Origin of the sequence: Brevundimonas poindexterae (assembly GCF_020524625.1) — a bacterium.
Taxonomy (GTDB): domain Bacteria; phylum Pseudomonadota; class Alphaproteobacteria; order Caulobacterales; family Caulobacteraceae; genus Brevundimonas; species Brevundimonas poindexterae_A.
In genome coordinates this window covers 1-22,327 of sequence record NZ_JAIVLL010000006.1, presented here as the reverse complement: position 1 = coordinate 22,327, position 22,327 = coordinate 1, and the positions used below count along the sequence as shown (strand labels likewise).

The window sequence follows — 22,327 nt, the reverse complement described above, 5'->3', positions numbered from 1 at the left end:
ATTGGCCTCTTACGAATTCGTCGATCACGAATATGACGTCGTCGTCGTGGGCGCGGGCGGATCAGGCCTGCGCGCGGCGCTCGGCGCGGCCCGCGAGGGCCTCAAGGTCGCCTGCGTCACCAAGGTCTTCCCGACCCGCTCGCACACGGTCGCGGCCCAGGGCGGCATCTCGGCCAGCCTCGGCAATATGGGCGAGGACGACTGGCGCTGGCACATGTACGACACCGTCAAGGGGTCGGACTGGCTGGGCGATCAGGACGCCATCGAATATCTGGTCCGCGAAGCCCCCAAGGCCGTCTATGAGCTGGAGCACTGGGGTGTGCCCTTCAGCCGGAACGAGCAGGGCAAGATCTACCAGCGCGCCTTCGGCGGCATGACCAAGAATTTTGGCGAGGGCCCGGTGCAGCGCACCTGCGCCGCCGCCGACCGCACCGGCCACGCCATCCTGCACACCCTGTACGGCCAGTCGGTGCGCCGCGAGGTGAAGTTCTTCGTCGAATATTTCGCACTCGACCTGATCATGCAGGAGCAGGCCTCGGGCCCCGCCGCCTGCACCGGCGTCACCGCGCTCCAACTCGACACCGGGCAGCTGCACCGCTTCCGCGCCAAGATGGTCATCCTGGCGACCGGCGGATACGGCCGCGCCTACTTCTCGGCCACCAGCGCCCACACCTGCACGGGTGACGGCAATGCCATGGTGCTGCGTGCCGGCCTGCCGCTGCAGGACATGGAGTTCGTCCAGTTCCACCCGACCGGCATCTATGGCGCCGGCTGCCTGATCACCGAGGGTGCTCGGGGCGAGGGTGGCTATCTGACCAATTCGGAAGGGGAGCGCTTCATGGAGCGCTACGCCCCCTCGGCCAAGGATCTGGCCAGCCGTGACGTCGTCAGCCGCTCGATGACCATCGAGATCCGCGAGGGTCGCGGCGTCGGTCCGAACAAGGACCACATCTTCCTGCACCTCGACCACCTCGACCCGAAGATCCTGCACCAGCGCCTGCCGGGGATTTCCGAGTCGGCCAAGATCTTCGCCGGGGTCGATGTGACCAAGGCGCCGATCCCGGTGCTGCCGACGGTCCATTACAACATGGGCGGCATCCCCACGAACTATCACGGCGAGGTCCTGACCAAGGCCGGCGACGACGACAGCGTGGTGGTCCCCGGCCTGATGGCTGTGGGCGAGGCCGCCTGCGTGTCGGTGCACGGCGCCAACCGTCTGGGCTCCAACTCCCTGACCGACCTGGTGGTGTTCGGCCGCGCGGCCGGCCTGCGCGCCGGTCAGGTCGTCGACAAGGCCTCCAAGGTCCCCGACGCCCCGGCCTCGGCGACCGACGGCCACCTGGCCCGCCTTGATCGCTTCCGCAACGCTTCGGGCGACACCCCGACGGCCCAGCTGCGCCTGCGCATGCAAAAGGCCATGCAGTCCGACGCCGCCGTCTTCCGCACCGGCAAGACGCTGGACGAGGGCGTCGCCAAGCTGCGCGACATCGACGGCGCCATCGGCGACATCCGCGTCACCGACCGCGGCATGATCTGGAACACCGACCTGATCGAGACCCTGGAATACGACAATCTGATCGCCCAGGCCGTGGTCACGATCGAGAGCGCGGCCAACCGCAAGGAAAGCCGCGGCGCCCACGCGCGCGAGGACTTCCCCGACCGCGACGACGCCAACTGGATGAAGCACACCCTGGCCTGGAAGGGCCCGGGCGAGACGGTGAAGATCGACTATCGCGCCGTCCACGACTTCACCCTGACCGACGAGATCGACTACATCAAACCCAAGGCGCGGGTGTACTAAGCCATGGCTGAACTCTCCCTCCCCCGTGCGTCCCAGCCCAAGCGCGGCAAGGTGCACAAGGCCCCGAAGGGGGCGAAGAACGTCAAGACCTACAAGGTCTATCGCTACGACCCCGAGGTCGATGCCAATCCGCGCTGGGACGTGTTCGAGGTGTCGGCCGACGACCACGGCCCGATGCTGCTGGACGCCCTGATCCACATCAAGAACACCATCGACCCGACCCTGTCGTTCCGGCGCTCGTGCCGCGAGGGCATCTGCGGCTCGTGCTCGATGAACATCGACGGGCGCAACACCTTGGCCTGCACCAAGGGCTGGGACGAATGCTCGTCGTCCAACATCTCGATCGCGCCCCTGCCGCACCAGCCTGTGGTCAAGGATCTGGTCACCGACCTGACCCTGTTCTACGCCCAGTACGACTCGATCCAGCCCTACCTGCAGTCGGACGAGCCCGACCCGACCACCGAACGCCTGCAGACCCCGGCGGACCGCGAGAAGCTGGACGGCCTGTACGAGTGCATCCTGTGCGCCTGCTGCTCGACCTCCTGCCCCAGCTACTGGTGGAACCAGACCGAATACCTCGGGCCGGCCGCCCTGCTGCAGTCCTACCGCTGGATCGCCGACAGCCGCGACGACGCCACCGACAAGCGCCTCGACGACCTCAAGGACCCGTTCAAGCTCTATCGCTGCCACACCATCATGAACTGCGCCCAGGTGTGTCCGAAGGGCCTGAACCCGGCCAAGGCCATCGCCGAGACCAAGAAGCTGATGGTCTCGCCGGCCCGCAAGAAGGCCAAGGCGCCCGCCTGATGGCGAAGATCACCTATATCGAGCATGACGGCACCGAGCATGTCGTGGAGGTCAAGAACGGCCTCAGCGTCATGGAAGGCGCCATTCGCAACAATGTCCCGGGCATCGACGCCGACTGCGGCGGGGCCTGCGCCTGCGCCACCTGTCACGTCTATGTGGACGAGGCGTTTGCCGCCGAGACCGGCCGGGCCAGCGCCATGGAGGAGTCGATGCTCGACTTCGCCGAAAACGTCGAACCCAATTCGCGCCTGTCGTGCCAGATCCGGGTCTCCGACGACCTGGACGGCCTGATCGTGCGCCTGCCCGAACACCAGCACTGAGCGCCCCGGCCGACATCGCGGCCCCCGATCTGGTGGCTCTGGTAGGCCGGTTGATCGAGGCGGCGCCCGGAGATCGCCCCGCCCGCATCGCCATCGTCGGCGCCCAAGGGTCCGGCAAGACCACCCTGGCCCGGGCCGCCGCCCATGCTCATGGCGCCGCCCAGATCTCGATCGACGACGTCTATCTGACCCGGGCCGAGCGCGAGGCCATGGCCCGCGACGTCCACCCCCTGTTCGTCATGCGCGGCCCGCCGGGCACCCACGATCTGGACCTGCTGTCGGACATCATGGATCGACTGGCGGCGGCCGGACCCGACGACACCACCTGGCTGCCTGACTTCGACAAGCGCGGCGACGACCGCCTGCCCCGCGATCGCTGGCGACCGTATCGGGGGCGGCCCTCGGCCATACTGATCGACGCCTGGTGCCTGGGCGCCCTGGCCGAGGACGACGCCGCCCTCGACCGCCCGGTCAATGCGCTGGAGCAGGGCCGCGACCCGGACGGCCAGTGGCGCCGCGCAGTCAACGGGTTCGTCGGCGGGCCGTACCGCGCGTTCGCCGACAGCCTCGACGCCATCCTGTTCCTTCAGGCGCCGTCGTTCGACGGGGTGCTCGACTGGCGTTGCCAGCAGGAGGCCGATCTGCTGGGTGTCGATCCCGTCGACCTGCCGGCAGAAGAGCGCGCGCGCCTTGCCGACTTCATCCAGTATTTCGAACGCGTCACCCGGCGCATGCTGGCAGGCGGCGTCACCGGTGACGTCACCGTGAAACTGGATCGAAACCGTGTGCCGGGGCCTATATCCGGATGAGCATCGAGCGTCGCCTTGAACCCCGCAGCCCGGCCAATGGCCGCGCCCTGCTGGTCGCCCATGCGGTCGAGCACACCTGCCGGCTGGTGGACCAGTCGCGCTCGGGCCTGCGCATCCGTCTGGACCGCCAGATCAGCCTGCCGCCGGCGCTCCACATCGTCGACATCGCCCTCGGCGTCGCCACCCCGGTCCAGGTCGTCTGGCAAAAGGGCATGGACGCCGGGCTGAAGCGCACCGGCGAGGGCGCCACCCTGCGCGGTCTGGTGCCCTCCCGCCTGATCGCGGTGCGCGACGCCTGGCACCGGGCCGGAGGCCGCTGACGCCGGTCAGCCCGCCGGCATGGTCCCGGCATTGACGGCGATCCGGCCGACCAATCCCTTGACGATCAGGTCCAGCGGTGAGCCCTCGCGATAGTCCGCTGCCGCCACGAAATTCACCCGGTCCTCGCTGATCAGCGAATAGATTTTCTGCTGGTCACGCTCGCTGTTGCGCGGGTCATAGACGGCGATCGAGAAGCCGCCCTTGGTGTGCATCATCTTCATGGTCGGCACATCGGTGTCGCCATCGCCGAGGAAGATCATCCGCTCGAACGGGACCGGGCGTTCGGCGTCCGGGATGAAGCGATTGATCTTGTCGTGCTCAAAGTGGTTGAGCACGCCCTTGTTGATGCGGAACAGATACTGGGTCTTGGTCGTGTAGTTCACGCCCACCGCCGGCCAGACGGCCACCCCGTGCTCGTCATAGACAAATTTCGACGCGAACACGTGGCGGAAGGCGTCGCGGATCGGACAGCCGTCGATCATCTCCTCCAGCCCGGCCGAGATGATATAGTGTTCGATATCAAGACCATAGGACCGGCCGAAGGCGTTCATGCGGTCGAACCAGCCCGGCCCCGTCAGATCGGTCTTCAGCCCGTCGAACAGCTTCACATCATGGCCATGGTCGCGCAGCGCCCGCTTCGTGATCGGCGCATCATTCTCGCGCGCCCGCTGCAGCATCAGCTGCATGTACATCAGGATGCCGTCGCCGTCGGCCTGCCGGGTCAGGGTCTCGGCCTCTTCCCAGAAGGCGCCCTTCTCCATCCCGACCGAAGGGATGAAGCTGACCTCCTGCATGTTTCCGCGGGCAAGCGTGCCGTCGAAATCATAGATCAGGGCGGTCTTCAGCAGCGGTCTGGCCATGGAATGTCCCTCGGCGTTGATGCCGCGACGGGTTAGTGAGCCGGACCCGCCCTGTCAAAGCGAACCGCTTCGCCAGCCACCGCCGCCGGGGTCACCCGCGGCAGGTGCAGGCTGAAGGTCGCCCCCTCGCCCGGCACGCTCTCGACCTCGGCCCACCCACCGTGCAGCTCGACCAGCGCCTTGGTCAGGGCCAGCCCCACGCCCGGCCCGCCCCGCTCACGCCGGACGAACCGGTCGAACACATGCGGCTGCAGGTGGTAGGGAATGCCCCGCCCGGTGTCCGAGACGCGCAGCCGCACCTCGCCCTCGCCCGCCACGGCCTCCAGCGTCACCAGACCATCCTCCGCGACGGCCCGGGCGGCATTGTCCAGCAGGTGATCCAGCGCTTGGGCCACGCGGGTGCGGTCGGCCTCGATCTCGCCGATGTCGCGCGGAATGCTGACCAGCAGGCGCGCCCCGCGCCCCTCGATCCGTGGCCGGACAGCCTCGGCCGCCTCGCTCAGCAGATCGGCCAGCCGGATCGGTTGCAGCGTCAGGTCCATCTCGCCGGCGTCGATCTGGGCCATATCCAGCACATCGTCGATCGAGCGCGCCAGCTGGGTAGCGGCCACGCGGATGGCGCCCGCATGCTGGCGGCTGCGATCCGGCAGTTCGCCCGAGGCTTCCAGCAGTTCCGAATATCCGACGATGGTCGTCAGCGGCGTGCGCAATTCATAGGACACACTGCCGACGAACTCGCGCTTCAGCGCCTGGCTCTCGGCCAGCGCCGCCTCGCGTTCGCGCAACGCCTGTTCCAGCGCGCGCTGGGCCGTCACATCGGAAAAGGCCACCAGGGTCGCCCCGTCCGGCAGCGGGCGCGTCTGCCAGGCCGTGATGCGGCCATCGACCGTGCGTCCCTCGCCCGACACCGCCACGCGGCTTTCGGGATCGGGGTCGGCCACCCGCGCCTTCAGCCCCAGCCACAGGCCGGGATCGGGCAGAACCTTGCGGCACACCTCGGCCACGGCCTCGAAATCGGCCTGCGGGTCGAAGCGCTGGGGCGACGGGCCCCAGAAGGCGGAAAACGCCTCATTGTGCAGCCGCAGCCGCCCGTCCGACCCGAACACGGCCACCGCATCGTTCAGCTTGTCCAGCGTGGCGCGCTGCACCTGCAACTGGCCATTGAAGCGGCTGCGCAGGTTCAGCTCGTCGGTGATGTCCGAGAAGATCAGCAGGATGCCGCCCAGCGGGTGGGGCTGGCGCACGACGCGCAGGGTGCGCCCGTCGGGCAGGGACCAGCTGTCGTCAGGCGCGGCCTCGGTCGCCCCGTAGAACTCCAGCTCGCGCGCGCGCCAGCCGGCATAGTCGATCACCTCGGGCAGCAGGCGCCGCTGACGCAACCGGTCCAGCAGCTCGGCATGGGTGGGCCGCTCGTCCAGCCAGGCGGGGTCGAGATCGAAGAGGGTCTGGAAGGCCGTATTGTGGAAGGCCAGCCGCTTGGACGGGCCGAAGATCGCCACCGCATCGGCCAGATGGTTCAGCGTCTCGTCATGGGCCTCGACGTGACGACGCAGGGTGTCGCGCGTCTCCTCGGCCTCGGTCATCTCGATGGCAAAGGCGGTCACCGCACCACCGCCCACGCTGGGCTCGGCCAGAATGCGCCAGGCCTTCCTGCGGCCATCCGTGGTGGTCCAGCGGAAACCTTCCTGCCGGGTCGCCTGCCGCAGGGCATCGGCCACGATCGCCTCGGCCCCGCGGTCAAAGGTCAGCTGGCGTTGCAGGGCGTCCTCGAGGCTTTCGGCGCGCACCGCCGCCAGCCACGCCCGGTTGGCCCAGGCCAGACGACCGGTCGAGTCCACCACCCAGGTCGGCACCGGAGAGGCATCGGCCAGCAAACCCGCCGCGCTCTCGCCGGCGCCCAGCCCCGCCGTGATCTCGGCATCGGTGAACCGCAGCCAGGCCGATCCCGCCAGCGCCCGCCCTTCGATACGCCACACGCCACTGTCGGTCTGCAGCGCCAGGTCAAAGGCGACGCCCGAGTCGACCAGCGCCTTCATCCGCGCGGCATCGGCCGCCACCACACGGTCGATCAGCACATCGCCGGCCGCCCGCTCGCCCTCGGACAGGGCCTCCATCAGGGCTGGGTCTCCAAACACCTGACCGGCGCAGAGACCACCGTCCGTATCGGCGACGATCTGCACCCGCACCTCGCGCATCATGGCCAGACAGGCATCGCGGGTGGCGATCAGGTCCGCCCGGCTTTCCAGCTCGGCTTCCAGCGCGGCCTCGGTGCGGCGCGCACGGGCGTCCAGCCGCCACGCCCAGGCGCTGACCGCCAGCGCAAGGCCTGCGGCTCCCACCGTGGCCACATAGGCGATGTCCGCTCCCGCGATCACGCTAGCCCTACCTCCATCCGCCGGACCGGGACCGGCGGCTTGATTCGCCCGTTCACCATACCCCAAGATGGGCCGCTTGCACCGCCACCCCCGCACGCTTCCGGAGACCCGCCCTGGCCCACGCCTCCTCGCCTCCGACCGCCCTGTGGCAGGCGGACCCCCTCGCCCCGTCGCTGGATGATTTCGCCGCCCTCGCCCGCGCGGCGCTCGATGCCCTGCCCCAACCCTTCAAGGGCCTGGCCGAGGATGTGGTGCTGCGCGTCGACGACTTTGCCGATGCCGGGACCCTGGCGGCGTTCGACATGGAGGATCCGTTCGAGCTGACCGGCCTCTATCACGGCGTCGATGTCGGACGGCGCGACGAGATGGGCCCCGCGGCCGAACCCTCTCGCATCTTCCTCTACCGCCGTCCCATCCTCGACGAATGGTGCGAGCGCGGCGATGTGGGGCTGGGCACCCTGATCACCCATGTGCTGATCCACGAGATCGGGCACCATTTCGGCCTGACCGACGACGACATCGACCGGATCGAGGACGACTGAGTCCCGGGCACCGTCGCCCGTCCCGATAACAGCTGGTCATTCGCGCATCGCCAGTGAACGGGCGGGGGTTCGACCTGTCCGTTGGCGAAGGCGGGGCGGCACTTTCCGTAAGCGGCGTGGCGCCAGCCGGAGCGCACGGTCAGGGTCTGGTCATCGACAGGGCGCCCCGCCCCGTCCCCCTGACCGGAGAGATTGTCATGAAGACCCGCATCGCCCTGATGGCCGCCGTCGCCGCCCTCGCCACCGCCACCCTGACCCCCGATGCCCACGCCCAGGATGCGTCGGTCAAGGTTGAGTTCGAACTGGGCCGCTCGACCGGCTCGGTCATGCTGGTGCTGTTCGCCTCCGAGGCGGACTACAACACCAACCGCCCCGTGCGGAACGCCGTCATCCCCGCCGACGCCACGACCGTCAGCGTCACCTTCGAGGGGCTGGAGCCCGGCAGCTACGCCATCAAGTCGTTCCACGACATCAACGGCAATGGCGACATGGACACCAATCCGTTCGGCATGCCGATCGAGCCCTATGCCTTCTCCAACAATGCGCTCGGCAACATGGGTCCGGCCAGCTGGAGCGAAGCCCGCTTCACCGTTGAGGGCGACACCGTCCAGACCCTGATCCTGCGCTGATCGAACGCGAGAGGAGCTCCGCCATGATCCCGTCCCGTCGATCCTTCCTGCTGGGGGCCGCAGCCCTCGGCAGCACCGTGGTCACCCCCGATGTGGCCGAGGCCGCCCGGCTGATCAGCGCCCAGGAGGCCGTCACCTCGGACTGGGGCCTGGTCACCCGCGATGTCGAACGGGATCTGGCACCCCATCGCCTGACCCGCATCCACGGCCGGGCCCCGGCGGGACTGGAGGGCGCCCTCTACCGCAACGGACCGGCCAAATTCCGCCGTCCGGGCGGCTCGGCCGAGCACTGGTTCGACGGGGACGGCCTGATCCGCCGGTTCGGCGTCGCGGACGGTCAGGCGACCCTGTCGGCCCGCTTCGCCGACACGCCCAAGCGCCGTCAGGAAGCCGAGATGGACGCCATGGTCGTGCCCGGCTTCGGCAGCCCGGGCGACCCGCGCGCCCGCATCGGATCCAACGACGACGCCAATGCGGCCAATACCTCGGTGCTCCGGGTCGGCGACGACCTGTGGGCCCTGTGGGAGGGCGGCTCACCCATGGCCATGGACCCTGACACCCTCGAGACACGCGGCTTCGTCACCCTGCGCGACGACCTGAAGTCCATGCCCTTCCTCGCCCACCCCCGGGTCGAGCGCGACGGCCGCATCTGGAACCTCGGCATGAACGGCACCCAGGCCATTGTCTGGCGCCTCGCCGCCGACGGTGCGCTGGAGGACGCCCGCGTCGTCCGCCTGCCGCGCGCGTCCTATGTGCACGACTTCACCGCCACGGCCCGCCATCTGGTGATCGTGCTGCAGCCCTGGGTGCAGGTCCGCCAGACCATGCCCTTCTCCAGCGGCTTCGAGTGGCAGGCCGGCACCGGCACCCGGGTTCTGGTGCTGGACAAGGACGACCTCGCCGTGCGCCGCGAGTTCGAACTGCCCGACTTCGGCTTCTTTCATCTGGGCGAGGCCTGGGAGGAGGCGGACGGCACCATCCGCTTCGACGTCTGCGCCACCGACGACATGCGCTTTGCCGCAGCCGGCGCCTCGAAAATCCTGAACGGCGTGCCCGTCGGTGGCGAGCCCGCCCGTCTGGCGCTGGCGGCCCTGCGTCCGGACGGCTCCGCGCAGCTGGAGCGGACGGCCTTCATCGCCGAGTTTCCGCGCAGCGATCCGCGCCGGGCAGGTCTGGCACGGCGCTACAGCCTGCACACTTCGGGCGAGCACGCCGACCGGCCGTTTGCCAGCGCCGTCGGCCTCTATGACTGGTCGACCGGCCGCGACGCCCAGTACGACTTCGGTCCTGATCAGGTGGTCGAGGAAATGGTCGTGGTGCCCAAACCGGGCCGCAGCGGCGAGACCGACGCCTGGCTGGTCGGGCCGACCATCAATCTGCGCGAACAGGCGACCGAGCTCCATGTGCTGGACATGGCCCGGCTGGCCGACGGCCCGGTGGCCAGCTGGCGCTCGCACACGGCCGTGCCCGCCGGCTTCCACGGCATCTGGGCCGGGTGAGGTTCAGTACCAGCCCGCAGCGCGCAGGGCGCGGGCATGGCGGCGGCTGACCGGCACCGTCAGCCCGCCGTCCAGCGTCAGCACGGCGCGCCCGTCGCCCCGCGCCACCTCGGTCACGGCATCGCGCGCCACCCACCAGCTGCGGTGCGTCTGGGCCCCCTCCAGCCCCTCCAGCTCGCCCAACGCGTCGGCCAGCCGCATCAGGATCAGGTCCGAGCCCCGGTCGGTGTGCAGGCGCAGATAATGGTCCTCGGACTGCACCGCGATCAGCCGCGCCCCCTTCAGCTTCGGCGGCAACCGATCCAGAAACCGCGCCGGGGCCTGTCCGGCCGGGGCCTCATGGGTCTCGACCGTCCGCGCCCGGGTGACGAAGACATTGATGGCGCTCATGGTCGCGGTGACGATCAGCACCGGCAGGGCCATGTCGCGCATGGCCGCCACCGGATAGAGCTCGCGCTCGAAATAGAGCCCCGTGGCCGCCCAGACCATCAGCAGCAGAGGCCCGAACATGACGGCGGTCAGGGTACCGGCCATCAGCCAAGGCCGGTCGTCCAGATTGATAAAGCGGTCCACCACGAGCGAGCAGACCTGCCCCCAGCTGGCCCCCGCCACCATCATCGGCACCCAGTAGGTCAGCCGCGCGGTCAGCGACAGGCCCGGCCCGGTGAAGGCCCCGCTCAGCGCGATCACGACCCCGGCCAGGGCCGCAATGCCGACCCCCCGCAGAAAGTCCCGCGTTGTCTCTGACGTCAGGCTCATGCCGTCGCGCCTCTCCCCGAACCGGCCCCCTGAATGGCGCCTCCCTCCCCGCCCCGCAAGGACAGTCGAGGGAACGGACATGAAATTACCGCTTTACATGACAGGGGCTTTTCCCCATATCGCGGGTTCCGGCGGACCCCGTAGGTCCCATGCTTGCGCCGCTAACGCCGGTCTGGGTTAACAATTTACAGGGGGTTACGTGAATTGCGCACGTACCAGCTTCCCCTGGACCTGGTCCGTGAGCGGTCCCCTGAACGTCCCGTCGCCCTCGTGCGGCCGCGTTCAGTTTCCGTAGCGGCGCGCTGGTTCCAGGACAATCTGAAGGCCGACGTCTTCTATGCGGTGAAGGCCAATCCGTCGCGCTGGGTCATCGAGACCCTGGTCGACGCCGGTGTCACCGCCTTTGACGTTGCCTCCCTCGCCGAGATCGAACTGGTCCGTTCGGTCAGCCCTTCGGCACGTCTGGCCTTCATGCACCCGGTCAAGAGCCGGTCCGCGATCACCAAGGCCTATTTCGATCACGGCGTCCGCACCTTCTCGCTCGATTGCGTCGAGGAACTGCACAAGATTCTGGACGCCACCGGTCAGGCCACCGATCTGAACCTCGTGGTGCGCATGGCCGTCTCGGCCGACGGCGCGGCCTATACCCTGTCGGGCAAGTTCGGCGTCTCGCCGGATCAGGCCCCGTCCCTGCTGCTGGCCGTGCGTCAGGCGGTCAAGGACGGGCTGATGGGCGTCAGCTTCCACGTCGGCTCGCAGTGCATGCGCCCGTCCGCCTATGAGGCCGCCATGGCCCAGGTCGGCCGGTCGATCAGCCGCGCGGGCGTGTTCGTCGACATCGTCGATGTCGGCGGCGGCTTCCCCTCGGTCTATCCGGGCATGGTCCCGCCGGACATGCAGGAATATGCCGACGCCATTCACCGCGGCTTCAACGAAATGCCCGTCTCGGAAACCACCGAGCTGTGGTGCGAGCCTGGCCGGGCGCTGGTCGCCGAGTCCAGCTCCATCCTGTGCCAGGTCGAGCTGCGCAAGGGCGACGCCCTGTATCTGAACGACGGCAGCTATGGCTCGCTGTTCGACGCGACCCACTCGCGCTGGCCCTTCCCGGTCAAGCTGGTGCGGGACGCGCCGGCCTCGGGCGATCTCAAGCCGTTCCGTTTCTACGGGCCGACCTGCGACTCGATCGACCACATGCCCGGGCCCTTCTACCTGCCGGCCGACATCCGCGAGGGTGACTATATCGAGATCGGCATGCTGGGCGCCTATGGCGTGGCCATGTCCACCGGCTTCAACGGCTATGGCGTGCACGACATCGCCGCGGTCGAGGACGCCCCCATGGCCTCGCTCTACGGCCTGGCGCCCCGGTCGATCCCGACCGTGCGCACCTCGGCCGAGGAACAGGCCCGCAAGGTCGTTCGTTTCAGCCGTCCGAAGGGCAAGGCCGGACAGCGCAAGTCGCGTCGACGCTGAACGGTTACACAGACAAGGGTATAAGCAGCGGCCCGTCGCTCCGTCCGGGCCGCTGCATCTTCATTACGGACGGGCGCTCAAATCAAAAGGGAAACCGCTGAAATGAACGCACCGTCCAATCAGAAGGCCGAACTGCTTCAGAACACCGTCGAGCACATCGACATCACCAGCTTCGACGCGCGTCCGATCATCGACTCGATGCGCAAGATGAGCTTCTCGTCGCGCGACACCGCCCGCGCCGCCGACATCTTCAACATGGCGCTGGAAGACAAGGACTGCTCGCCGTGGCTGATCCTGGCCGGCTCGACCTCGGCGGGCGGCTGCATGCACGTCTACCGGGACATGGTGAAGATGGGCATGATCGATGCCGTGGTCGCCACGGGCGCCTCGATCGTCGACATGGATTTCTTCGAGGCCCTCGGCTTCAAACACTATCAGGCCGCCGGCCCCGTCGACGACAATGTGCTGCGCGACAACTACATCGACCGGATCTACGACACCTACATCGATGAGGAAGAGCTCCAGGCCTGCGACCACACCATCCTGGAGATCGCCAACCGCCTTGAACCGCGCGGCTATTCCTCGCGCGAATTCATCTGGGAAATGGGCAAATGGCTGTCCGAGGGCAACGCCAAAAAGCCCGGCTCGCTGATCCAGACCGCCTATGAAGAGGGCGTGCCGATCTTCTGCCCGGCCTTCGTCGACTCCTCGGCCGGCTTCGGTCTGGTCAAGCACCAGAAGGAACGCGCCGCAGCCCGTCAGCCCTATATGATGCTGGACGCCATCGCCGACTTCCGCGAACTGACCGACATCAAGATCGCGGCCGGCACCACCGGCCTGTTCATGGTCGGCGGCGGCGTGCCCAAGAATTTCGCCCAGGACACGGTCGTCTGCGCCGAAATCCTCGGCGTCGAGGCGGACATGCACAAATACGCCGTCCAGATCACGGTCGCCGATGTGCGCGACGGCGCCTGCTCGTCGTCGACGCTCAAGGAAGCCGCCAGCTGGGGCAAGGTCTCGACGACCTACGAACAGATGGTGTTCGCCGAAGCGACCACGGTCGTGCCGCTGATCGGCTCGGATGCCTATCACCGCGGCGCGTGGAAGAACCGCGTGAAGCCGCGCTGGCAAAAGCTGTTCGAGGGCTGATCGCCCCCGATCGATACGGGAACCCGGGCCGTCTGCGAGCGCTTACCTTCGATCAAGGAGGCAAGACCGCAGATGGCCGATCCCGACACCCCCGACACCCTTGAGACGGACGAGTCCCGCGAGGCCCGCAGCGTCGGTGAGCGCGCCGATCTGGGCCATACGCCGGATGCCCTGTCGGACAGCCTCGATCAGGCCCACCTCGATCGCGCCCTGACCGGCAGCGACTCGGGCTCGGACACCCGCGCCGGCTCGCTCCAGGGCGGCTCGGCCACCGGTTCGGACATCGACCCGGATTCCGAGGCCATCAACGCCCGTCTGGCGCGCGAAGGCGCCTCGGACAAGGGCTGAACAAACGCCTTGATGGCGTCACGGTCATGGGCCAACGTCACGCGCCCACGCTTCCGGACATGTGCTCCGGACCAGAGTCAGAAACGGGATGATGAGAGTTCAAGCCATCGCGCGCGGAATGCCTGTGCGCCTCGCCCTGACCACCGCCATCGCGGCCTGCCTCGGCGTTGCGGCGTGCAGTCAGGGGTCTGACCAACCGGCGCCGCAAGCCGACGCGGCCGAGGCGGCTGCCCCCTCCACCGACGGGTCCGGCATGGCCCGGCCGGCCAGCGACAGCCCCGCCCCGGTGGCGGCGTCGGACTCTTCCGCACCCGCCTATGCCCGCGCCTATCCCGGCGCTGAAATCCTGCCCGCCGGCGACGCAGCCGAAACGGATCTTGGTGGCTCGGTACGCTTCACCACGACCGACAGCCCCGAAGCCGTGATCGACTTCTACCAGAGCCGGGCCCGCGACAGTGGCCTGTCGACCGTCTCCGCCCTCAAACAGGGCGAGGCCCAGGCCTATGCCGCCGTCGATCCCGAAGGCCGCGGTGCCACCCTGCAGGTCGTCGCCCAGCCCGCCGAGGGCGACGCCGACCAGACCCAGGTCTCGGTGACGTGGACCGTCGCCCAATAGGGCGGCGTCGCACGCCGACCGGGGTCGCCCCGGCGCTGTGCGCCCTCTTGCTCGCAACCGGCTGTGCGCCCATCGGCGAGAGCGCCCGCTCGCATCCCTTGCCGGTTGCCGTGGCCCAGCCGGGGTTCCTCACGCCCTCCGCCCTCGATGACCTCGCGGGTGCCCAGCAGCCTGCCGCCGGACCCACCGCGGCGGATGTCGCCGCCGATCGGGCGGTGTGGTTGCGGGAGGGGCAAACCCCCGGCTCCGACCGCTGGTACCTGGCCATTCGCCATGTGGAGCTGCGCCCGGTCTTCGCCCCTCAGCATTTCGATTGTGCGCTCGGAACGCGGCTGGGCGACGCCGACACGCCTGCCGTCATCGAGCTGTTCACCCGCCTCAGTCGCGATGTGGAGGCCCTGTGGCAGCGCCTTCGCACCGCCCGTCCGCGTCCCATCGACCTCGGCACCGGCCGCACGGCCTGTGTCCGTCTGCCGGACGGCGATGCGGGTCATGGCTGGTCGCCGTCGGGCGGGGCGGGACTGGCGACCGTCTGGGCCGAGGCCATGGCCGAGGTGGCCCCCGGGCGGGCCGATGCCATCCGTGAAACCGGACGCCAGATCGGCCACAGCCTGTCGATCTGTGGCCTCGCCTGGCCGCAGGACGTCACGGCAGGGGAGCGGCTGGGCCACAGCATCTGGCAGGCGGTGCGTGCCGATCCGGACTATGCCGCCCTCGCCCGGCGCGCCGCAGCCGAGATCGACCGGGCCCAGCAGGATCCGCTCGAAAACCCGGCCTGCGCGGCCGAGCGGCGCGCCCTCAGGGGCGAGGGCTGACCAGAGGTCCGTAAAGGTCCGTCCGCCGGTCGCGGAAAAAGCCCCAGGCCGCCCGGTGGCGATCCAGAAAATCGAGGTCGAAGCTGTGCACCAGCACGCCCTCCTCGTCCCGGCCCAGACTCTCGACCAGATCGCCCCGGTGATCGGCGATGAAGGAATGCCCGTAGAAGGTCTGCCCCTTGTCGGTCACCATCTCATGACCGATGCGGTTGGCACCGACGACCGGCACCACGTTCGACACCGCATGGCCCTGCATGGCCCGGCGCCAGGGCTCGGCCGTGTCCAGTTCTTCGTCGTGCGGCTCAGACCCGATGGCGGTCGGATACATCAGGACCTCGGCGCCCTGCAGCATCATGGCGCGCGCCGTCTCCGGATACCACTGGTCCCAGCAGATGCCGACCCCGACCCGCCCGAAGCGCGTGTCCCAGACCTTGAAGCCCGTATCACCCGGCCGGAAATAGTATTTCTCCTGATACCCCGGGCCATCAGGGATGTGGCTCTTGCGGTAGACGCCCAGCGGTCGCCCGTCGGCGTCCAGCATCACCAGACTGTTGAAATAGTGCGGCCCCTCGCGCTCGAAGATCGACACCGGAATGGCCACCCCCAGTTCGGCCGCCACGGGCGACAGGGCGGTCACACACGGGTGCTCGCGCCACGGATACGCGGTGCCGAACCAGTGCTCCTCCTGCGACACACAGAAATACGGCCCCTGAAACAGCTCCGAGGGCAGGATCACCTGCGCGCCCTTCGACGCCGCCTGGCGGACGAGGTCGACCGTCTTGTCGATATTGGCCTGCATATCCTCGCCATACGCGGTCTGGATGGCGGCGACAGAAATCGAGCGGGTCATGAGACCTCCTTTGCGCGAACGCCTTCGCGATAGGTTGCGATACGCTGGATTGGGCCAAGGATCATGGCGTTGAAGTCGCCCAGTTGGTCCGCTGGCACCCACAGCTCTTCATGGATGCGTCCGCCCGCGACCTGTACCGGCCAGCGCCGGGTCACTTCATCGGGCATGCGAAAGGCGACAACGTGACCGCAACCGGAGGGCTCATGCTTCGAGTTCCAGTCCCGGGCAATCTGCTCGGCATAGTCCATGTTCATGACCGGATAGAAGATCGGCTGCTCCGGAAGACGCGGCGGAAATGCCGTCCAACCGGACTCCTCGATGAGCTTCAGTTCGGCATCGCCGACCGGCCGAAAGAGGGTGACGTCACTCATTCCGGTTCCTGCTGCGAAATGCAGTGGAACGACCCACCGCCGGTCAGGATGGCCAGCGACGGCAGGGCAATGATCTCGCGGCCCGAAAAGACGGTGGCCAGCGCGCCGCAAGCAGCCCTCGCGGCCCCCTCGTCGCCATAGGTCGGCACAATGACCGCGCCGTTGGCGATCAGGAAATTCATGTGGCTGGCAGGGATGGGCTCGCCGTCCTCGTCCTCGATCCGGCCGGGGGAGGGAATGCGGATGACTGTCAGGCCCTCGGCTGTGAGCGCCCGTGCCGCGGCATCGTAGACGTCGGCATTGGGATCGTCCTCGCCCCAGCCGACCGGACAGGCCACCATGCCCGGCCCGACGAACCGGGCCAGATTGTCGACATGGCCGTCGGTGTGATCGTTCAGCAGGCCATCGCCCAGCCACACCACCCGCGTCGCGCCAAGCGCGTCCGACAGGGCCGCCTCGGCCTTCGCCTCGGTCCAGTCCGGATTGCGGTTGGGGTTCAGCACGCACTGGCGCGTCGTCAGGATCGTACCCCGGCCGTCATGATCCAGCGCCCCGCCCTCGAGGATGAAGTCGTGCCGGTCCAGCGGCGTGCCCGAGGCCTCGCCGATCTGGGTGGCGACCGTGTCGTCATGCTCCAGCTCGTATTTCCCGCCCCAGCCGTTGAACCGGAACGCGGCCGCCCGCGCCGAGCCCTGACCGAAGATCGGGCCCGTGTCCCTCAGCCAGATATCCCCGAACCGGCCCCCGACCACCGTCACCCCGTCCACGTCGGCAAAGCGCGCCCGCGCGGCCTCCAGCACCTCGGCCTTGCCGACCATCAGGCGCACCTGCTCGCGCCCGGGACCTGCCAGCGCCCGGACCAGGGCCTCGACCTCGTCCTGGGCCGCCGGCAGGTCGTCTTCCCACAGCTCGGCATGGCTGGGCCAGCCGACCCACATCGCGCGATGCGGCGTCCATTCGGCGGGCACGGGGAAAACGCTCATGCGGGGATCATCCTTCATCGCGGCGGGCCGCACCAGATAGGCATGAACCGCCCCCCCCTCAACCCAACCCTCAAGACAGCCCTCAAGCAGCGAGGCGCCGCGGGCCGAGCAGTAGGGCGAATATCCCGCCCTCAAGCAGCGAGCGACCGCGTCGCGAGCGTTAGGGCAAAAAAAGAAAAAGGGCGGACCGTTTCCGGCCCGCCCCTGATCTTCAGTCTGTGGCTACGTCTTAGAAGCTGTAGCGCAGGCCGACGCGGATTTCCCACAGCGAGGCATCCGTCACGCGCGATTGACCGGCGGGCTGGATGTACTCCTGGAAGATGTACTGGCCGGCGGCGTTGCGATCGACATCGACCACGCCCTGGGCGAGCGGGAAGGAGGCTTCACGCAGGATGCCCCATTCGTCGTTCAGCAGGTTGCCGAGGTTCTCGACCACGATGAAGGCCGCGGTGCGGTGACCTTCCATCAGGCCCGGCAGCTCCTGTTCGATCCGCAGGTCGAACTTGCTCCACCAGCCGCTCTGGACGGCGTTACGGGGCATGGTCGAGCCCGCGTACTGGCCGAGATCATTGGCGTCGATGAAGTTGAAGAAGGCAGCCTGGTCGAAGCCCGGCTGGAACACCACGTTCGGGTCCGACGGACCGGTCGGGATGTACAGCAGGTGGCGGAAGTCGACGCTGTCACCGAACACGTCGCCGTCATCGCTGGCGAAGACGAAGCTGTACGGACGGCCTTCGTTGGCGCGGCCGAACAGGGTGAAGCGGGTCGCGTAGTCGCCGAAGATCTCGCGCTCATAGTTGAGCTGCAGGGTGATGCGGTGCGGGATTTCGTAGTTCGACTTGGCCGTATCCGGGTTGTTCGGATCGAACACCGCGACGTTGGCGAAGTTCGAGAAGGCCACCGACGAGGTCATCGGGTTGACGTCCTCGGCCTGGGTGTAGGCATAGCCCAGGGTCCAGTCGAAGCCCCAGTCATACGACTGGGTCAGGCTGGCCGAGACCACCGTCTGCGATCCGCCGTCCGTATTGGTCAGCAGGAAGTCGTTGTTGAACGAACGGCTCGAGCAGGCGGCCGAGGCCGGGTCAACGGCGCAGTCGGGATCGCTGCGGTCGATGGCGCGGTACACCGGACGGCCGTCAGCCATGGTGTCGACCTGCTCCAGGGTCAGGTCCTTGATGATCGCCGCATTATTCGTTTCCGAGTGCAGCAGGTCCATGTCGAAGCGGACACCTTCACCCAGGAACGCATTGTCGAACCAGTAGGTCGCACCCAGGGCGAACTTCCACGACGACGGCAGGTCGAAGTCGGGATCCAGGGCGTTGGTGGCAACGTTCGGCGCGCCCGAGGTCACATCCGAGATCAGGACATCGGGGATGTCGAACAGCGGCGTGCCGCTGGTGCCGGTGAAGACGTTGATGTTGCGACGGTTGACCTGGATGTTGGTGATGCCGTCGTTCGAATAGTTGTTCGACAGCCAGACGTTGGGGTTGCCGCCCGAGTACAGGCCGAAACCACCGCGGAACTGCAGGCTTTCGTTGAAGTCGTAGCGGAAACCGAAGCGCGGCTGCAGCAGACCCTTGCCGTCCAGGGTGGCCGTGTTGGCAAAGCCGTTACGGGCAACGAAGTTCGCGTTCAGGATCGGCTCATCGTCCGAACCGTACCAGTCATAGCGCAGACCGAAGGTGACGGTCAGGTCGTTCGAGACGACCCATTCGTCCTGGGCATAGGCGGTGTTGGTGGCGTAGGCGAAGCTGGCCGCCGCATCGTTCGGGTCCAGCGAGGCCGCGTTGCCGTAATAGACGCGCGAGGCATTACCGTTGCGGAAATCGGTGATGCTGTTGAAGCGGAACTCACCCTGCACGTGCTGGACGAACAGGTTGAACACGTCCAGCTCTTCACGCTCGTAGCCGAAGGTGAACTGGTGGTCGCCCATCCGGTAGGCGCCGCCCAGCTTGTAGCTCATGGTTTCGTAGCTGAGCACGTTGGCGTGACGCGAGTCGTCAGCGCCAAGGTAGACGATGGCGCGCGAGGCGTTGCCGTCGTTGTCGTGGTCGAACGAGGTGTTGATCTGGATTTCACCGACATCGAGGCCGCCTTGCGGGATCTGGCGGTTGTCCAGCGTCGAATAGGCGATGCGGAACTCGGTCGAGAAGTTGTCGGTCCAGTCCGAGAAGACCTGCAGGACGTGAGCGTTCAGTTCGGCGCCGCGCTCATACAGGTGGCCCGAGAACTCGAACTCGTCCGAGTCACCGTCCGACTCGGTGATGTTGAAGCCGTCGTTGTAGTTATAGGTGTAGGCCGCGCGGTGCTGGTCGTTGATGTTCCAGTCCAGCTTGATGAGCAGCTTTTCGTCTTCGTTCGGCTGCGGGGCGGGGACGCCACCGGGGTCGAAACCGTAGACGTTGCGGGCGATGTCGAGGATTTCGTCGTACTGGGCCTGAGAGAAGCCCTGCACTTCGGCGCCACCGGCACCGGCCGGCGCGCGGTCGAAGAAGTTCACGCCGTCCAGCTTTTCATAGGCGGCGAAGAAGAACAGGCGATCGGGGATGATCGGCCCGCCGACGTTGATGCCCCAGCGGGTTTCCTCGAACACGCCCAGATCGACCGAGCGGCCTTCCAGGTCGGCGCCGGTCAGCTCGTTGTCGCTGTAGTCGTAGAAGAAGCCGCCCGACAGGGTGTTGCCGCCCGACTTGGTGACCGCGTTGATGTTGCAGGCGGTGAAGTTCCCGTATTCGACGTCGAACGGGGCCAGCTCGACGGCCACCTGCTGGATGGCGTCGTACGAGAAAGGCATGCGCTCGGTCGGATAGCCCGACGAGTTCAGGCCGAAGTTGTCGTTCAGACGGACGCCGTCGACCGTCAGGCTGTTGAAGCGCGGGTTGGCGCCACCGCACTGGACGGCATCGACGAAGGCTTCGTCGACGTAGACGCGCGGGTCGATGGCGATCACGTCGCGGATGTCGCGGTTGATGGCCGGGGCGTTCTGCAGGTCTTCAGCGGTGAAGACAGCGTTCGGGCCGATGGCGGTCTGAACGACGCCGCCGGCGGTGCCCATCACGACCACTTCGTCCAGAACGGTCGAGCCGTCCGAGATGTAGACGTCGGCGACCGAGGCATCACCGATGCCGATGTTGGCGATCTCGCGGCTGCCCGACAGGCCGGCAGCCTCGACCGACACTGTGTACGGACCGCCGACGCGCAGGCCGCGGGTGCTGTACTGGCCGTTGGCGCCGGTGACGGCGACCGAACGGGTGCCCGACGGCACGTGGGTCACGGTGACCGTGGCGTTGGCCACCGGCGTACCGCTGTCGTTCAGGACGGTGCCGCGCAGGGCACCGGTGGTTTCCTGGGCATGAACCGCGGTGGCCGCGGTCATCATGAGCACGGCAACCGAGGCGCCGTAGGCGAACTTCTTCAGCATGTCTTGCGTATCCCCGCTGACTCGCCACGGAACGGCCCGGAATTGGGCACACGCGCGACGAAAGATGACAGTGGGCCCCCTCTAGGCCGGGGATGGGAAGCTCCGACGACAATAAGATGACAGTGATATGACAGGGCCCCGAGGGTGGCGCGGCGGCCACACTTCGGCCCCCTGGCTAGTCAGCAGGGCGCGCTGCTGCAGCCATGGCCCTGGCGATCGCATCTGCCGTCGGGCGGCGAACAGCCGGTCCGTGAAAGCCGCCGTTTATCTGGGTGTTGTCGATGACCCAGGTCCGGAATCGGGCAAACAGGTCCGGGTCCGGCGGTGTCTGGTTATGCCAGAAGGCATCGAGGGGTGCCGGATCGGTCAGGCCCGGCATGTCAAAAAAGGCGCGACCCAGCACCTTGACCGGCGTTCCGAAACCGAGGGCCGACAGGGCCGCGCTGGAGTTGTTCACGACCAGTCCGCAGGAGGCCCGGCACAGTTCGGCCAAGCTTCCGCCATCCAGGGGATGGACCCGGGCGCCGACACCCCGCGCCCGGGCGAGGTCGCGCGTCATCCGCTCCAGATCGACCACTCCGGCATCCAGCGGGTGGCCCTTGACCACGAGATGCAGACCTTCGGGCGCATGGTCGGCGAAGCTGTCCAGCACCGCGCCCAGAAACGACCGGTTGTCCCTGAACTCTGAGTGGCGGACCAGCTGGCTGTCGCCGTCCCTCTGCAGGCAGACCAGAATGAAGGGTGTGCGCTCATCCAGCAGCCGCCGGACCCGCCGGCGGGCGGGGTGACGCCGGATCCTCGCCGCACGACCGACATGGCCCAGCGCCTGGCGCCAGGGCGACGGGTCGTACTCCGGCCGGAAATGGGGAAAGACCGGGCGGCCGAGCAGCTCAAGCAGATAGTATCGGCTGATGTGCAGGACATGCCAGGGCAGGATCCGGCCGACCGGTGCAGGCTTCGGCTCAACGGCGACAACGGTCGCAAAGGCGCGCGGGTCGCGCGGGACCGCGCTTTCCGCATTCACCCCCTGACGCTCCAGAGTGATCCAGTCCGGACGGAAATAGCCGTTCTCTAGGAGCCAGATGCCCAATCCGAGGGCGCGGGCTTCGGCCAGCACCGCGCGGGCGTGGGCGCTGGTGTCGCCAAAGACGATCACATCGGTGAAGGGCTCAAGGCGGGCGGCGAGGCCGCGTCGAAACGCCTCCAGCGAGCCGCGATGGCGCTGCCCCCCTGGCCTGCGCCAATCCCACAGGTCGCCGACATTGAGGATCAGCCGCTCGACATGGCCGCCGCGCGATTCCAGCGACCGGGCAAGGGCGCGGGAGAAGGGCCCGTAGGGGGCGCTCGCGATCAGAAAGCGGCGCCCCTCAAGGGAAGCCGGTTCCGGGGGTCGGGCTGACGAAGGATGAGCAGCGAGGGACACGCCTTCCCCATCCCCCGGCCCGGCCCGGCTGTCCAGTGCCCCCCAAAGCGACACCCCCGCCGTGGGTGACCACGACGGGGGTGCGCAAAGGCGTTATCCGCCTGAAGGGCTCCGGGGGTCCGGTCTCTCGCGGGGAGAGGCCGGACCGGTCCGGAAGCC

The 22,327-nt window shown here is 67.9% G+C and carries 21 protein-coding genes; 13 read left to right on the top strand and 8 right to left on the bottom strand.

Features of this window, described 5'->3' with window-relative positions:
* Position 1 precedes the first annotated feature (1 nt).
* Genes sdhA through LC068_RS13420 form a run of 5 tightly spaced genes read left to right on the top strand, consistent with a single transcriptional unit; the run spans position 2 to position 4,057 of the window.
* Positions 2-1,801, top strand: a complete 1,800-nt coding sequence (gene sdhA / locus LC068_RS13440) for a succinate dehydrogenase flavoprotein subunit (RefSeq protein ID WP_226638034.1) — start codon at positions 2-4, stop codon at positions 1,799-1,801.
* A 3-nt stretch (positions 1,802-1,804) separates the two neighbouring features.
* On the top strand, positions 1,805-2,608 hold the full coding sequence (locus LC068_RS13435; RefSeq protein WP_226638032.1) for a succinate dehydrogenase iron-sulfur subunit: 804 nt from the start codon (positions 1,805-1,807) through the stop codon (positions 2,606-2,608).
* The gene (locus LC068_RS13430; RefSeq protein ID WP_209120046.1) at positions 2,608-2,928 is read left to right on the top strand and encodes a 2Fe-2S iron-sulfur cluster-binding protein; all 321 of its coding nucleotides are present in this window, start codon (positions 2,608-2,610) and stop codon (positions 2,926-2,928) included. Before LC068_RS13435 ends, LC068_RS13430 begins: the two co-directional genes overlap by 1 nt.
* 32 nt (positions 2,929-2,960) lie before the next feature.
* The gene (locus tag LC068_RS13425; RefSeq protein ID WP_226638030.1) at positions 2,961-3,737 is read left to right on the top strand and encodes a kinase; all 777 of its coding nucleotides are present in this window, start codon (positions 2,961-2,963) and stop codon (positions 3,735-3,737) included.
* Entirely contained in the window at positions 3,734-4,057 is a 324-nt protein-coding gene (locus tag LC068_RS13420; protein WP_226638028.1) for a PilZ domain-containing protein, read from the top strand. The genes LC068_RS13425 and LC068_RS13420 overlap by 4 nt, the downstream gene beginning before the upstream one ends.
* 6 nt (positions 4,058-4,063) lie before the next feature.
* On the opposite strand, the gene LC068_RS13415 is transcribed toward LC068_RS13420, so the two are convergent.
* Both LC068_RS13415 and LC068_RS13410 read right to left on the bottom strand, forming a co-directional pair.
* On the bottom strand, positions 4,064-4,918 hold the full coding sequence (locus tag LC068_RS13415) for a haloacid dehalogenase-like hydrolase (protein ID WP_226638026.1): 855 nt from the start codon (positions 4,916-4,918) through the stop codon (positions 4,064-4,066).
* Between the two features lie 32 nt (positions 4,919-4,950).
* Positions 4,951-7,290, bottom strand: a complete 2,340-nt coding sequence (locus tag LC068_RS13410) for a sensor histidine kinase (protein WP_404825223.1) — start codon at positions 7,288-7,290, stop codon at positions 4,951-4,953.
* 146 nt (positions 7,291-7,436) lie between these two features.
* On the opposite strand from LC068_RS13410, the gene LC068_RS13405 reads away from it, so the two are divergent.
* The 3 genes from LC068_RS13405 to LC068_RS13395 all read left to right on the top strand — a co-directional run bounded on the left by LC068_RS13405 (position 7,437) and on the right by LC068_RS13395 (position 9,963).
* The gene (locus tag LC068_RS13405) at positions 7,437-7,835 is read left to right on the top strand and encodes a metallopeptidase family protein (RefSeq protein ID WP_209120068.1); all 399 of its coding nucleotides are present in this window, start codon (positions 7,437-7,439) and stop codon (positions 7,833-7,835) included.
* Positions 7,836-8,032: 197 nt separating this feature from the next.
* Complete coding sequence (locus tag LC068_RS13400; protein WP_226638022.1) at positions 8,033-8,464, top strand: DUF2141 domain-containing protein; 432 nt, start codon at positions 8,033-8,035, stop codon at positions 8,462-8,464.
* A 23-nt stretch (positions 8,465-8,487) separates the two neighbouring features.
* On the top strand, positions 8,488-9,963 hold the full coding sequence (locus tag LC068_RS13395; RefSeq protein WP_226638020.1) for a carotenoid oxygenase family protein: 1,476 nt from the start codon (positions 8,488-8,490) through the stop codon (positions 9,961-9,963).
* Positions 9,964-9,966: 3 nt separating this feature from the next.
* Here LC068_RS13395 and LC068_RS13390 read toward each other — a convergent pair whose 3' ends face one another.
* Positions 9,967-10,722, bottom strand: a complete 756-nt coding sequence (locus LC068_RS13390) for a LytTR family DNA-binding domain-containing protein (RefSeq protein WP_226638018.1) — start codon at positions 10,720-10,722, stop codon at positions 9,967-9,969.
* A gap of 204 nt (positions 10,723-10,926) precedes the next feature.
* On the opposite strand from LC068_RS13390, the gene LC068_RS13385 reads away from it, so the two are divergent.
* The 5 genes from LC068_RS13385 (at position 10,927) to LC068_RS13365 (ending at position 15,120) form a co-directional block, all read left to right on the top strand.
* Entirely contained in the window at positions 10,927-12,192 is a 1,266-nt protein-coding gene (locus LC068_RS13385) for a type III PLP-dependent enzyme (protein ID WP_226638016.1), read from the top strand.
* Positions 12,193-12,294: 102 nt separating this feature from the next.
* The gene (locus LC068_RS13380) at positions 12,295-13,341 is read left to right on the top strand and encodes a 1,9-bis(guanidino)-5-aza-nonane synthase (protein ID WP_226638015.1); all 1,047 of its coding nucleotides are present in this window, start codon (positions 12,295-12,297) and stop codon (positions 13,339-13,341) included.
* Positions 13,342-13,413: 72 nt separating this feature from the next.
* Positions 13,414-13,689, top strand: a complete 276-nt coding sequence (locus LC068_RS13375) for a ribonuclease (RefSeq protein WP_226638014.1) — start codon at positions 13,414-13,416, stop codon at positions 13,687-13,689.
* 88 nt (positions 13,690-13,777) lie between these two features.
* Positions 13,778-14,305 (top strand): hypothetical protein, encoded by a 528-nt coding sequence (locus tag LC068_RS13370; protein ID WP_226638013.1) that lies wholly within the window; start codon positions 13,778-13,780, stop codon positions 14,303-14,305.
* Entirely contained in the window at positions 14,287-15,120 is an 834-nt protein-coding gene (locus LC068_RS13365; protein ID WP_226638012.1) for a phosphatase PAP2 family protein, read from the top strand. The genes LC068_RS13370 and LC068_RS13365 overlap by 19 nt, the downstream gene beginning before the upstream one ends.
* Here LC068_RS13365 and aguB read toward each other — a convergent pair.
* The 5 genes from aguB to LC068_RS13340 form a co-directional block, all read right to left on the bottom strand.
* Positions 15,104-15,970, bottom strand: a complete 867-nt coding sequence (gene aguB, locus LC068_RS13360) for an N-carbamoylputrescine amidase (protein WP_226638011.1) — start codon at positions 15,968-15,970, stop codon at positions 15,104-15,106. The genes LC068_RS13365 and aguB overlap by 17 nt on opposite strands.
* Positions 15,967-16,341 carry a hypothetical protein gene (locus LC068_RS13355; RefSeq protein ID WP_226638009.1) on the bottom strand — a complete coding sequence of 125 codons (375 nt, stop codon included), beginning with the start codon at positions 16,339-16,341 and terminating at the stop codon, positions 15,967-15,969. The genes aguB and LC068_RS13355 overlap by 4 nt, the downstream gene beginning before the upstream one ends.
* Positions 16,338-17,324 (bottom strand): agmatine deiminase family protein, encoded by a 987-nt coding sequence (locus tag LC068_RS13350; protein WP_226638007.1) that lies wholly within the window; start codon positions 17,322-17,324, stop codon positions 16,338-16,340. The genes LC068_RS13355 and LC068_RS13350 overlap by 4 nt, the downstream gene beginning before the upstream one ends.
* 229 nt (positions 17,325-17,553) lie before the next feature.
* Positions 17,554-20,745, bottom strand: coding sequence for a TonB-dependent receptor (locus LC068_RS13345; protein ID WP_226638005.1), 3,192 nt, complete (start codon positions 20,743-20,745; stop codon positions 17,554-17,556).
* Positions 20,746-20,920: 175 nt separating this feature from the next.
* The gene (locus LC068_RS13340; protein WP_226638003.1) at positions 20,921-22,168 is read right to left on the bottom strand and encodes a capsular biosynthesis protein; all 1,248 of its coding nucleotides are present in this window, start codon (positions 22,166-22,168) and stop codon (positions 20,921-20,923) included.
* Between the last annotated feature and the right edge of the window lie 159 nt (positions 22,169-22,327).